The 13737-nt window shown below is 30.2% G+C and carries 10 protein-coding genes; 1 reads left to right on the forward strand and 9 read right to left on the reverse strand.

Features of this window, described 5'->3' with window-relative positions:
- Positions 1-45 precede the first annotated feature (45 nt).
- The 6 genes from hrcA to gpr form a co-directional block, all read right to left on the reverse strand.
- On the reverse strand, positions 46-1083 hold the full coding sequence (hrcA, locus tag ACZ5N4_RS22185) for a heat-inducible transcriptional repressor HrcA (protein ID WP_464204664.1): 1038 nt from the start codon (positions 1081-1083) through the stop codon (positions 46-48).
- Positions 1084-1338: 255 nt separating this feature from the next.
- Positions 1339-2469, reverse strand: coding sequence for a radical SAM family heme chaperone HemW (gene hemW / locus ACZ5N4_RS22190; RefSeq protein WP_464204665.1), 1131 nt, complete (start codon positions 2467-2469; stop codon positions 1339-1341).
- 19 nt (positions 2470-2488) lie between these two features.
- On the reverse strand, positions 2489-4297 hold the full coding sequence (lepA, locus tag ACZ5N4_RS22195) for a translation elongation factor 4 (protein ID WP_211141152.1): 1809 nt from the start codon (positions 4295-4297) through the stop codon (positions 2489-2491).
- Between the two features lie 130 nt (positions 4298-4427).
- Positions 4428-4778 carry a hypothetical protein gene (locus ACZ5N4_RS22200; protein ID WP_464204666.1) on the reverse strand — a complete coding sequence of 117 codons (351 nt, stop codon included), beginning with the start codon at positions 4776-4778 and terminating at the stop codon, positions 4428-4430.
- A gap of 105 nt (positions 4779-4883) precedes the next feature.
- On the reverse strand, positions 4884-5966 hold the full coding sequence (locus ACZ5N4_RS22205; RefSeq protein ID WP_464204667.1) for a stage II sporulation protein P: 1083 nt from the start codon (positions 5964-5966) through the stop codon (positions 4884-4886).
- A gap of 271 nt (positions 5967-6237) precedes the next feature.
- Complete coding sequence (gene gpr, locus ACZ5N4_RS22210; protein WP_464204668.1) at positions 6238-7212, reverse strand: GPR endopeptidase; 975 nt, start codon at positions 7210-7212, stop codon at positions 6238-6240.
- Between the two features lie 392 nt (positions 7213-7604).
- Between gpr and rpsT the strand changes: the two genes are divergently transcribed.
- Entirely contained in the window at positions 7605-7871 is a 267-nt protein-coding gene (rpsT, locus tag ACZ5N4_RS22215) for a 30S ribosomal protein S20 (RefSeq protein WP_464204670.1), read from the forward strand.
- A 62-nt stretch (positions 7872-7933) separates the two neighbouring features.
- On the opposite strand, the gene holA is transcribed toward rpsT, so the two are convergent.
- Genes holA through ACZ5N4_RS22230 form a run of 3 tightly spaced genes read right to left on the reverse strand, consistent with a single transcriptional unit; the run spans position 7934 to position 13417 of the window.
- Positions 7934-8977, reverse strand: coding sequence for a DNA polymerase III subunit delta (holA, locus tag ACZ5N4_RS22220; protein WP_464204672.1), 1044 nt, complete (start codon positions 8975-8977; stop codon positions 7934-7936).
- Between the two features lie 17 nt (positions 8978-8994).
- On the reverse strand, positions 8995-10776 hold the full coding sequence (locus tag ACZ5N4_RS22225; RefSeq protein ID WP_464204673.1) for a ComEC/Rec2 family competence protein: 1782 nt from the start codon (positions 10774-10776) through the stop codon (positions 8995-8997).
- 43 nt (positions 10777-10819) lie between these two features.
- Positions 10820-13417 (reverse strand): cation-translocating P-type ATPase, encoded by a 2598-nt coding sequence (locus tag ACZ5N4_RS22230; protein WP_464204674.1) that lies wholly within the window; start codon positions 13415-13417, stop codon positions 10820-10822.
- Between the last annotated feature and the right edge of the window lie 320 nt (positions 13418-13737).

The following is a 13737-nucleotide window of genomic DNA, read 5'->3' on the forward strand; positions in this document are numbered from 1 at the left end:
TCACACGCCTCCTCCAATCTAGCATTTTCTTGATTGATATTATCTCTATTTATCATCATAATAAATGTTTGTTAGAATAAAATTTAATTCTCTAACAACATTAGCCAACACTGAAATCACCTTTGAATAAGGCATTCTTGTAGGACCAATTACCCCTATTTCTCCAACTGGTCTGTCTTTTACATTATATACTGCGGATACAACACTGCATTCTTCTGCACCTTCTATAAAGCTTTCTGTCCCAATTTTAATTGAGATGTTTGAAGAACTGTTAAGTAAGCCGCTAATTTTATCTTTATTATCCAATAATGACAGAAATCCACGTGCCTTTTCTATATCTTTGTATTCAGGGTAATTAAAAATATTAGTTGCACCTTCCATGTATATTTCGCCATTATCATCACTGCTTAAACTTTCATATAAAACTGGAATTATAGCATTAAATATATCTTCATATCCTTCTAGATCTTTTTTCAAGTTATTTATAACTTCTAGATTTATTTGTTCGCAATTTAAGTTTTTTAGTCTTGCATTTAATATATTACTTAATGCTGCTAATATATCAGAACTTACGTTTTTTCCTGCTCTTACAACATTATTTTTTATTATGCCACTATCCGTTATTATTACGAATAATATGTTGTTAGAGTCTATATTTAAAAGTTGAACATATTTAATATAGCTCTTACTTACAGAGGGCGTTTTTACAATGGATGTCAGGTTAGTAAGTCCAGATAGAAGTGCTGTAGCTTGTTTAATTATAGTATTTACCTCGAATAATGCATTAGCTAAAATTTGATTTTTTATAATGTATTCTTCTTCTGGAGTTAACTTAGGAATTTTCATTAACTTATCCACATATAATCTATAGCCTTTATTTGATGGTCTTCTTCCCGCTGAACTATGAGGCTGTTCAAGGTACCCCATGTCTTCAAGATCTGCCATTTCATTTCTTATTGTGGCTGAACTTATCCCTAAGTCATACTTTTTAGCTATGGTTCTGGATCCCACAGGCTCAGCAGTCATTATATAATCATTAATAATAGCCTGAAGTATTTTTATTTTTCTTTCATCCATTTCCATAATATCACCTCTTTGTTAGCACTCATTAATGTTGAGTGCTAATCACTATGATTAAAAAATATCACTCATAATTTTATTTGTCAATGTTGCATAAATTGCATTATATAATCAAATAAAATGATTTATCGAATTTTAAATAAATAATTATATAATTTCTCCATTTTGCTCGTGATTTCTAGTCATATTTATATATTTTGTTGATATATCACGATTTTAGCCTTATTTCTTTAAAATTAAGGTATCCTAATACGTTAATTACTGAATAAAGTCACACATTATGCTATTAGAAAGCTCAAGACCTTTTTCACTTAAAAATAATCTGTCATCTTTCTTAATGAGCATGTGATTATTTATATATTTCTTTATTATTTCTCCATATACAGAATAAATATCTTTTTGAAATCTTTCAGAAAAGTCAATTATACAAATTCCATCTATTTTTCTGAGGCCCATAAACATAAATTCCTCCATTTCGTCCTTTAAGGAGTTTTTATGCATATCAAGTTTCAAATTTCTATTCATGCGGACATCTCTAATATATTCTTCTATATTTTCAGTTTTTCTATACCTTAAACCATCTACATATGAATGGGAAGCTACACCACAGCCTATGTATTCTTCTAAATTCCAATAAACTAGATTATGAGCACATTCTCTCTTTGGCTTTGATAAATTAGAAATTTCATACTGATGATATCCTTCTTGTCTTAAGAAGCTTACTATATGCCCATACATTTCCCTTTCTAATTCTTCATTTGGAAGATTAAGTTTATCTTCCTCGTACATTTTATAAAAAGGAGTACTTTCTTCGATAATAAGACTATAACAAGAAATATGTTCTGGATTTAGTTTCACGACATTTTTCAAAGTATCTTGTAAGTCATTCATATTCTGATCTGGAAGACCAAACATTAAATCCACATTTATATTATTAAAACCTATTTTCCTTGCAAGTTCATATGCTTCTATAAATTCATCATTACTATGTATTCTTCCAATTTTTTTTAATATTCTATTTTGCCATGCCTGTAACCCTATGCTTAATCTATTAACTCCCATTTCCCTTAAAAATTTAAGTTTCTCCTCTGTAAAAGTACCTGGATTACCCTCCACAGTAAATTCCAAATTCTCAGCTTTATCAAGCTTATCAATAGCCTTCTTTATATTAGTCCATGCATCTAAAGACAAATAGGTGGGAGTTCCCCCACCTATAAATATTGTCTTTATAACTCTATCACTTATGCTATCTATGTCCTTCTCTAAAGCTTTAGAATATTCAATCATAGATTCTTCTTTACCGCAAAAAGAGGGGAAATCACAATATAAACATTTTTGTTTACAGAAGGGAATGTGAATATATAATGCTATTTCTTTATTCTTTAACATTATTAAGTCCCTCCAATATTTATTCTTCTGTCTTAAGAACCGCCATAAATGCTTCTTGTGGAACTTCTACACTTCCAACCTGTCTCATTCTCTTCTTTCCTTCTTTTTGTTTCTCAAGAAGCTTTTTCTTTCTTGATATATCTCCACCATAGCATTTTGCTAGAACGTCTTTTCTCATTGCTTTAACAGTTTCTCTTGCGATAACCTTTCCGCCAACTGCAGCCTGAATAGGTATTTCAAACATTTGTCTTGGAATAATTTCCTTTAACTTTTCCGCTATAGCTCTTCCTCTTGCATAGGCTCTTTCATCTGGAACTATCATAGATAAAGCATCTACTACATCTCCATTTAAAAGTATATCAAGCTTTACAAGTTTAGCTGGTTTATATCCTGCTAATTCATAGTCTAAAGAAGCATATCCTCTTGACCTTGACTTTAAAGCATCAAAAAAATCATATATTATTTCATTTAATGGAATTTCATAGTTCAAGCTTACTCTGGTAGTATCTATATACTGCATATCCTTGAATATTCCACGTCTATTTTGAGCTAAATCCATAACTGGTCCAACATAATCCGATGGCGTAATTATAGATGCTTTAACAATTGGCTCCTCCATGTATTTTATTTCTGTAGTATCTGGAAGATTTGTTGGATTGGTAAGTTCTATAACAGTACCATCAGTTTTTCCTATCTTGTATATAACAGATGGGGCTGTAGTTATAATATCTAAATTAAATTCTCTTTCTATTCTCTCTTGAATTACATCCATGTGTAATAGACCTAAAAATCCGCATCTAAATCCAAAACCTAATGCTATAGAAGTTTCTGGCTCGAAGGATAGAGCTGCATCATTTACTTGAAGCTTTTCAAGCGCTTCTTTTAATTCACCATATTTTGCTCCGTCTACTGGATAAATACCACTGTATACCATAGGTATTGCTGGTCTATATCCTGCTAATGCTTCCTTTGCTGGTCTTTTAGCTTCTGTTACTGTATCACCAACACGAGCATCTCTAACATTTTTTATAGAAGCAGTGAAATATCCAACATCACCTGCTTTTAACTCTGGAACAGACATATATCTTGGTACAAATATCCCTGTTTCTGTAACCTCATACACTTTACCCGATGCCATTAGTTTTATTTCTGTTCCTGGTTTTATCGTTCCCTCTTTAACTCTTACATGACATACTACACCCTTATAACTGTCATAGTATGAGTCAAAAATAAGAGCTCTTAATGGTGCTTCTTCATCACCCTCTGGTGCAGGAACTTTCAATACCACAGCCTCAAGTACATCTTCAATATTAATTCCAGTTTTAGCTGAAACTAATGGTGCATCATGTGCTTCTAAACCTATTATATCCTCTATTTCCTGTTTTACCTCTTCCGGTCTTGCACTAGGTAGATCTATTTTATTTATTACTGGCACTACTTCCAAATCATGATCCAATGCTAAATAACAGTTTGCTAAAGTTTGAGCCTGTATCCCCTGAGTAGCATCTACTACCAATATCGCACCTTCACAAGCAGCTAAGCTTCTTGAAACTTCATAGTTAAAATCTACATGTCCTGGGGTATCTATTAGGTTTAGAATATACTCTTCACCATTAGGTCTTTTATAAACAAGTCTTACTGCCTGTGATTTTATTGTTATTCCTCTTTCTTTTTCAAGATCCATATTATCAAGTACCTGCTCATCCATCTCTCTTTCAGTAAGGGTACCTGTTTTCTGTATTAATCTATCTGCAAGTGTTGATTTACCGTGATCTATGTGAGCAACAATAGAAAAATTTCTTATACGCTTTTGTCTTTCGCTCTGCATACTGTTTTACCCTCCATTACTAGTTAACAATTTAAAAGATTTGCACTTTTATGCAAATCTTTCTCATACTTTTAATAGTATAAATAATCATAGTAAATTATAACACAAGGTTAGTATGGAGAAAAGTATATTACCTGACTTTATTTTGTAAAACGCCATTTATTTTTTCCTCTACACTTTTAAATGCCTCAGAAGTTTTATTTATGATACCAGAGGTGCTATTATAAACCTTGTTCTCTACATTATTTAATAATTTTGCAGAGTTATTTTTTATATTATCAGCCACTTTATTATTTATGTAAAAAGAGTATTCACTAATATCCATTCTAAAATCAAAAGGAGATATATTATAACTTATTTTAAAAGCAGATCTATCTTTTATAAACTTAGGCAGACTATCACTTATTACTATGAAGCCATAAAGTACTATAATTAGACATATTGATAATACTAATATAATATTTCTAATTCTAGTTCTCATAAAAAAATACACCCCTATTCTAACAACTTGTAGTTAATTTCTACCTTGTTATCTTTAAGGATGTACTTTTTTCATATTTTTATTCAACTTTACCATGAATTTATACTATTTATTAAGAGCTTCAGCTATTGCTCTAGCTAAGTACTTTGCGGAAGCCTTTGCTTCATCCGTAGTATTTATATCCGCTCCTACCTCTATTAAAATAGCGTTATTACTTCTATCTTGATTAAAATATCTAGTTCCATTGTTGTAATAAACCGTATCTTTGTAAAAACCAGGAAAATTTTTTTTGCAACTTTCTATTATTTTATTAGCTAGTACCATATTTTTATCAAAGTGAGGATTCTTTTTTGCCATTACAATACTTATTTTAGCCACATTTTCTCCATTCATTCTAGTGGTAACAGCCTTCTTATTATCACCTACAGAATCTCTATGTAAATCTATTATTAATTTAAAATCATTATATTGTTTTAAATACTTATCTAAAGTTACTACTGATCTCGCATAACTTTGTGTGTAAGCTTCTCTATCATGTACAGTTTTATCATTAATTGCTGATATCCCGTAATTTGACTGAAGTTCATTTACTAAAGCATCACCTACAGCACAAACGTTCTGACTATTATCAGAACTAATAGCATCTCCCGGTTTATAACCTTCAGTGGTATGTGTATGATATATTAAAACTTCAGGTTTGCTAGTATTTAAAGTCTTCTTAAGCTTTGGATCATATACACTCACTGATTTGTTTTCTAAATTTAAATCATTATTTGCATCTGAATTTGTTTTTTCACTATCCCTTGCAATTTGTTTATCATCTAACTTGAAGTGATTAAAATCTACATTAAGATTATCTTTTCCTCCAGAGTTGTTTATATTTATAAATGACAACTCTCTACCTAGTACTGACATAGGATTATTTAAATCTAGCCCAACCATTCCAAGTGCTACTTGTCCAATTGTAAAATTACTTTCAGCCATATCTTCTTCACTAAAAGAGGTAGCCTTAACAACAGGCATAGTGTAGTTTAGTATTTGAACAAAAAACATATTTCTATTGATACTGCTGCCATAGGAATTTGCTTTTACCACACAGGGCAAAACAATAACTATAAGTGCAGCCACCATTAATATAAATGCCCTAAGTCTGAAATCCTTTTTTCCACTTATCCTTCTGTAATTCACTTCTTCACTGCTATGAAAAAACTCAAAGCAGTTCCCCCCTCTCATGTAATCTAATTTTTTCACACTTTAGTGATATTAAATTATATGAGAAGGGACTATAATTTATAACTTAGGCATATGAAAAGAAATAAGAGACCAAAGATTCGAAGCATATTTGTCACGAGACAAGGAGGTAAAATTCAGTCATAGTGGGGCTATGCCTGGATTTTGCCGACGAAGTATTCGTGACAAATAGGCGAGAATACTGGTCTATTATTTATTTGATTATGCCTTAAGTTAAAAATCTGTTTATATCTTCTAAATCTAAAGCTGGCTGAAGAGCTATGTTTATCCCATTAGCTATTACCTTTGAAACAGAATCTATAACCAAATCAACTTCTTTTGGAGTAACCATAAGATTTCCAACATAAGGATCTAGTATCTCCTTGATCATTGCATACTTTTCTTCTTTGCCTAAAGACTTTAACATATTGTAGAATTCTCCACCCTTTTCCGCTTGCTTTGCCATTTGATCCAAAACCATATCTATCGTATCATTAGCCATAGTGGCTGCATCTACAACAGTTGGCACTCCTATAGCTATAACTGGTATACCTAAAGTCTGTTCACTTAATTCCATTCTTCTATTTCCTACTCCTGACCCAGGCGATATTCCGGTATTTCCGACCTGTATAGTTGAATTCACCCTTTCTATTTTTCTTGATGCTAAGGCATCAATGCATATTATTAAATTAGGTTTTATTTTATCTACAACCCCTTTTATAATCTCTCCTGTTTCAATTCCTGTAAGTCCTAAAACTCCTGGTGCTATAGCACACACTGGTCTTATATCTTCGTCTATTTGATCTGGTATAAGCTGTTTTAAATGCCTTGTTACCATAAGTTTTGATATAACTTTAGGACCTAAGGCATCAGGGGTTATATTCCAATTTCCTAGTCCCACCACAAGTGCAGTCATACTATCATCAAGTTTAACCATATTGGATAGGCTCTCTCCAAGAACTCTACTTACTTCGTCCATTGTATCAGCATCATAATGAGTAAATCTAGGCATATCGATAGTTATGTATGTACCTTTAGGTTTCCTCATCATTTTTTCACCAATATCATTTACTATCTTCACACTGGTTATTTTTATTTCCCCTTCTGTACGCTCATCTACCTCCACTCCTGATATATCTTCACTATTTTGTTTTTCATATATCTCCTTTGCTTCAACAGCTAAATCTGTCCTAATACTAAACATAATTTCACATCCTTTCAACTGAATCTTTAATTCTCCATTATTAGTTTTTCCTTATTTTTCGTTCATATTCTTATTTCTGAATTCAGGCATATGAAAAGAAATAAGAGATCAAAGATTCGAAGCATATTTGTCACGAGACAAGGAGGTGAAATCCAGTTATAGTGGGGCTATGCCTGGATTTTGCCGACGAAGTATTCGTGGCAAATAGACGAGAATACTGGTCTATTATTTCTTTGATTATGCCTCATAGTGAATGTTGTCAATTATGCTCTAAAAAATACTTGAAGTGCTGAAAAATTAATGATATAATATCATTTGTTGAATAAACGAGACTCACTAGCAAATTTCCCCAAAGCTGTTGAGGCCCTATAAAATTATAAGGGGGTGAAAATATGGCAAATATAAAATCAGCAAAAAAGAGAATAAGAGTTACAGAAACTAAAACTCTTAGAAACAAAATGATTAAATCAGCATTAAAAACTGCTATAAAGAAATACTTAGCTGCTGTAGAAAGTGGAAACGCTGAGCAAGCAAAAACTACTTTTGTAGCTGCTGTTAAATCTCTAGATATGGCTGCATCAAAAGGAATCATACATAAGAATAAGGCAGCAAGAAGTAAGTCAAGATTAGCAGCAAAATTAAATAGCATAACTGCTTAATAAATAAACCGGTTTTTACAACCGGTTATTTATTTTTGCTTTTTATTATTTAATTATATAAATTATCCCGCTATAGCATTTATGATTAATAATTCCAGCTCTGTTTTTTCATCAACTGTGGAAGTCTTCATCTTCTGCTCCGCATTTATACAAAGCTCAATAGCATGCTGAAGCTGTCTTAAAGTGAACTTTTTCCCTTGAGATAAAAGCATATCAAAAGCATAATCCGATCTTACATTAACCTCTTTCATAATAACTTCTTTGTTTTTTTTAGCATTAACTCCCAGTTTCACTTTAAATAACAAAGTAAATTGTCTCTCAATCATATTTAATATGTGATTTGTTTTTTCACCTCTATATATAAGCTCATTTAGTACCTCAAGAGCTTCCTTCAACCTTTTATTTGAAATTGGATTAACTAAATCAAAAATGTCATCATCACTACTTTTTAAAAATAAAGCCTTGATATCTTCCTTAGTTATATCTCTCCCATCTGTAAAGCAGCAGAGTTTTTCAACTTCATTTTCAACTACACTCAAATTATTTTCGTCCATTATGCTGCAGAAAGCTTTTAATTCAATACGCCCTATTTGTTTATCTCTATTCTCAAAAAAAACTTTTATCTTATTCTCTAACTGTTGACCCTTTAGTTTATCAACTTTTACTACACAAGCACTCTTACTAAGTTTATTTATTCGCTTTCCCGGCTTATCTCTTTTGCCCTTAAACACATCATAAATTATAAGTATGCAATGATCTGGTATTGTGCCAATATACTCACAAAAATTGTTAAAGGCTTTATCTGCAGAAATCTTACTATTTTCTCCCTTATCATCCTCTATAAAAGAGGACCTATATACTAAAACAACCTTTTTGTCGCTCATGAAAGGAAGTGTCTGACATGCATTTATCACAGGATCAAAACTTTCTAAAGAATTACCATCAAACTCCATGTAGTTTAAATCCATAAAATCTTTATCTACAAACTTACTTACTAGAGACTTAACACATTCTTTTATAGTCTGTTCATCATTACCACATAATACATAACAATTATTTATAATATTTTTCTTTATATTTTGATGAAAAGTAGCTACATCTATCACTTAAATACACCTCATTATTAATACACTCTAACTATTCTATTAAATATTATAACATATAAAGATATGTTGTCTTCACTAATGTACACTTTATTATTTTGGGCATTATTTTCCAGTGACCTTTGGGGGAATTTTACAGCATCATAGCTTCTAAATACACTTAAAGCTTCTTTTTTCATATTATTGTTGATAAAGGCGAACTTTTTATTTTTATTACTTATAATCGTATTAAAAATGTTACCTTCACCATAGCACATAATCCCTAGTTGAAAACTTTCATCAATGTCAATTTTAAAATTTTGCTTAGGGTTAGTAAAAATTTTCTCTATATTCATTTTTTCCTTTATATTAATTACCTCTTTAGCTGAAGATTGACTGTAACTACATACCATAACTTTATTAGTTTTGTACTTTATAACTACTCCTTCCCCTTCAGAAAAGTTGATGTAGTATACTTGGGGTACAAAACTGTAACTTTGAAATAATATTAATATCAATATAAATGAGGGCAAATATTTAAATTTCCTATAACCATGTTTATATAATATAAAACTTAAATAAATTAAGATTAAAGCAAAACCATCTAAATATGTTAAGTAAGTTATAGGAGGGCAAAATTTTAAAATTAAATAATTCGCACCTTCTATAGCAGTTAACACAAAGTTTAATCCACTGCTTAAAAGTCTAAACATTACAGGAATAGAGCAAAACAATAATGCGGAGTTTCCTAATATAACTATTACAGAGTACATCGGAAGTAAAAAAATATTTCCTAATATAAATCCACTACTAAAATTTTGAATATTGAACGCTGTATATGGTACAGAAAATATTTGAGAACTCAATGTTATACTTAAACTCTCATTTAACTTTTGAGGTAGTCTATATAATGTTCTTAGAATTTTTTTATAGTATATGATAATCCCAAGGGTAGCTAAGAAAGACAGCATAAAGCCAACATCTATGATATAGTAGGGTTTAATTATAAGCAGTATAAGAGCTGCCAACGCTAAAGATGATAGAGTATCATAATTTTTAAAAAACATTTTCGAAAATTTAAATATAATTATCATTATAAAAGCTCTCACAGTTGAAGCTTGCATTCCTGTGAAAAGTATATAAATAAAAGATACTAAAATTGCAAATTTTAACCCAATAACAATCTCTAATACCTTGTATATGATTGCCATATGAAATCCAGATACGCTGACGGCGTGAAACACTCCCATTTTTAAAAACTCACTTTTCTGGCTCTTAGTCAAATATCCTGTGTCACCATAACAGAGAGCCATCACTAAAGCGGATCTCTCATCCCCTAATATTTCTTTATACTGCGCATAAATATTTCTTTTTATTTCATACAAATAATACACATAATCCTTTTTACAAGTATCATATTTATCTACTTTATAGTTTCCTATAACTCCTCTAGAGAAATCCTTATCATTTTTAAAAGTTCCATAAATCTTTATTCTTTCGCCTTCTTTAATTTTACTTATCTTTCCACTTAATAATATCTTTCTCCCTTTATAGCTACTTACATAGTAATAGCCCTTATTTTCAGTCAACCTAACTTCTATAGTATCAGGAATCTTTATATTAAAGTACATAGTAAAACTAAAAATCCCTATGGCAAAGAAAAGTATATTTATAATAAAAAATTTTTCATCTAAAGTAAAGAAAAGAATAGCAAAAAAAGATGCAGCGATTACTGCACCTATGAGAGCATTTTCATACAACATCATTGAAGAAACACATCCAATAAAGACTGAGATAGAATAATAAATAAGAGGTCTCTTCATATATATCACCACCTATTATAATATTTACCAAATAATAGGTGACTTAATCATAATATTGCTCTTTGCCTAATTTATTAAATAGCGAAATTGCAATACATACAATTAAAATAGCTAATGTAATTTTCCAATAATCTACACTTAAAATTACATGTAGTCCTCCCATTAACACCATTATTCCAAACTGCAAAAGTAAATTTAAACCTAAAATTAAATTTGAGAATTTATTTTGGAACAACTTCGTCTTAGAAAAGCTAAGAGTAAAAAATACAGCACTCAAATTTAATGCAGTAAAAGATGCTACTTGAGCAAATGCTATCCCCCTGCTGTATGTTAACATAAGCACTATAAATGCTCCTATTCCCATTATTGACCCATTAAAAATTATAAAAGCTTTATTCTCTTTTATAATATCTTTATCTAATTTATAATCAGTACATTTAACATCCTCATATTTATACTGAATCGCTAAAGCCATGCTGGATATGATCATTAATATATTGTTAAACCAAAAACTCTCAATATACATTAATGGAACATTATATTTCCGCAAAAACATTAATGATGTAAATATAAGCATAGCAGTTGCACAACTTATAATATATATAATAATTTTTTTTATTAGATTAATTATTCTTCTAGAATCTTCAAGCATATCTAAAATGTGCATGAATCCAATATCCTTCAAAATAATATCTGATAACTTTTTAACCATTTTACTAGTTGAGGTTGTAATTCCTATGTCAGATACTCTTAAAGCAGGTAAATCAATTAATTTAGAACCAATTATAGCAGTGGCATGTCCATAACTTTTTAATGCTTTTATTATCTTAACCTTATGTTTGGAATTTATCTTTGAAAAGATTCCTATTTTATCTCCTATTCTGTCAAATTCATCATTTGACATATTGTCAATCTCTACTCCCGATATTATCTCATTCACCTTTGATACTAACTTCATCTTTTTACCTACAGCGAAAGCAGTAAGCTTATTATCATCAGTAATAATAACAGGCTTGATATTTAATCTCTCACTTCTGTCAATAGAGTCTATCGCCTCACTCTTCAACATGTTTTCAAATCCAACCAATCCTACAAACACCAAATTGCTTTCAATATTTTCTTTAACACTAGGCTCATAATTAAAATTCCTATAGGCAAATCCTACAACTGACAAACATTCAGCAGACATGCTAACCCCTGCGCTTCTTATTGCATTTATTTCATCTTCTGTTATATCTAATTCCACACCATTCTTCATTATATGTGTGCATTTATTTATTATAGAATCTACAGAACCTTTAATATTAGCTCTATAATTTTCGTCTACAGAATTTATTGTAGTTAATATCTTTCTATCATTATCAAAAGGAATATATAAAACTCTTTCATGCTGTCTATCTAGATTCCTTTTATCTAACCCATTCATCATAGCAAATTTAATAATTGCCGCTTCCATTAAATCTTCTTTGGGATTTATTAATTTTCCAGTACTTACTTGTGTATCATTACAAAGTAATCCTATATGCAACATTCTTTGTAAATTTTCAATATCCCCTTCATTTGAGCTGCCATTTACTACATCGCTGATAACATCTATAAAATTTCCATTAGTAAATATCTTTGCAACCTCCATCTTATTTTTAGAAAAGGACCCTACCTTGTCAGTACAAATAACTGATATTGAAGATAATTTCTCTATAACAGATAAATCTTTGAATTCAATAGAGTTTTTCTTCATCTTCTTTAATAGGAATAATGAGACTACACTTAAAATAATCACAATACCTTGTGGTATAGAATTCAGAACAAACTCAGCAGAAATATAAACCATTTGTTTTATATTTTCTTTACTAATTATTCTTAGAGATATATTTATCATTAGAGCTGATATTATGAATATGCAGAAATAATTAATAATTTCGTGCACCTTTTTTCCGACTTCCGTGCTCTTATCCTCTTCTGAAAAGAAAAGCTTTACCATATTAGCTATTTGAGTATTCATACCCGTAGCAATTACTATACCAGTACCACTTCCCCCAACAACAAAAGAGGACTTAAAAAGTATATTTTTCATATCAGATAGTGTTATTTCTTTATCTTCTATTTTAGTTTCATATTTTTCTACTACATATTTCTCTCCAGTGACTGACGTTTCATTTACTTTTAAATCCTCACTTTCAATCACCCGTAGGTCAGCTGGCACACCTTCTCCTTGACCTACAATAACAATATCACCTATTACTAACTCTTCAAGCGGTATCTTAAAGGTTCTACCATCCCTCACTACCCTTGCATAGCCAATATTTAAATTTTCTAGTTCTTTAATACTTTTTTCGTTATTATATTTATCTAAGGAAATAGGTAGTATACTCATCATTATAACTAGCAGCATTATACCTGCTAATATAAACTGAGTAAAGTATAGAAAAACAATTAAGCATACACTCAACATAATTACCCAGGGTTCTTTTATCTGATTGATAATTATCGAGTATAAACTTTTAGTCTTTGGTATAAGAATTTTATTTGCACCATACTTTTCTCTCTTAATATTTATATCATCTCCGTCTAATCCGGAATAGATATTACTCTCTAGAAGCTTTACTATTTCATTCCAAGAGGATTTATACCATTGAATCATATATTTTCACCTTTCTATTCTATTAATAAGAGGTATTAATTAGAATTTTTAAGTAATATAAAGTTTGGATACAGACATAAACTTATATAACTAACCAATAGCTATATTGGATTTATATCCCTTTTAATAGTCGTTCTAATATTATCATACTTTAAAATAAAATATCAATTTTACTCATTCCTATCTTAGACTATAAAAAACATAATTTGCATAATACATTAGGTTTTAAATTTTTAGTATAAAAATTATAGTAATTTTTATACATTTTGTCCGCTTGTTAAAAACACTTATTAAATATTGTCATTAAAATTTCGACATTT

This window comes from Clostridium nitrophenolicum (assembly GCF_055391695.1).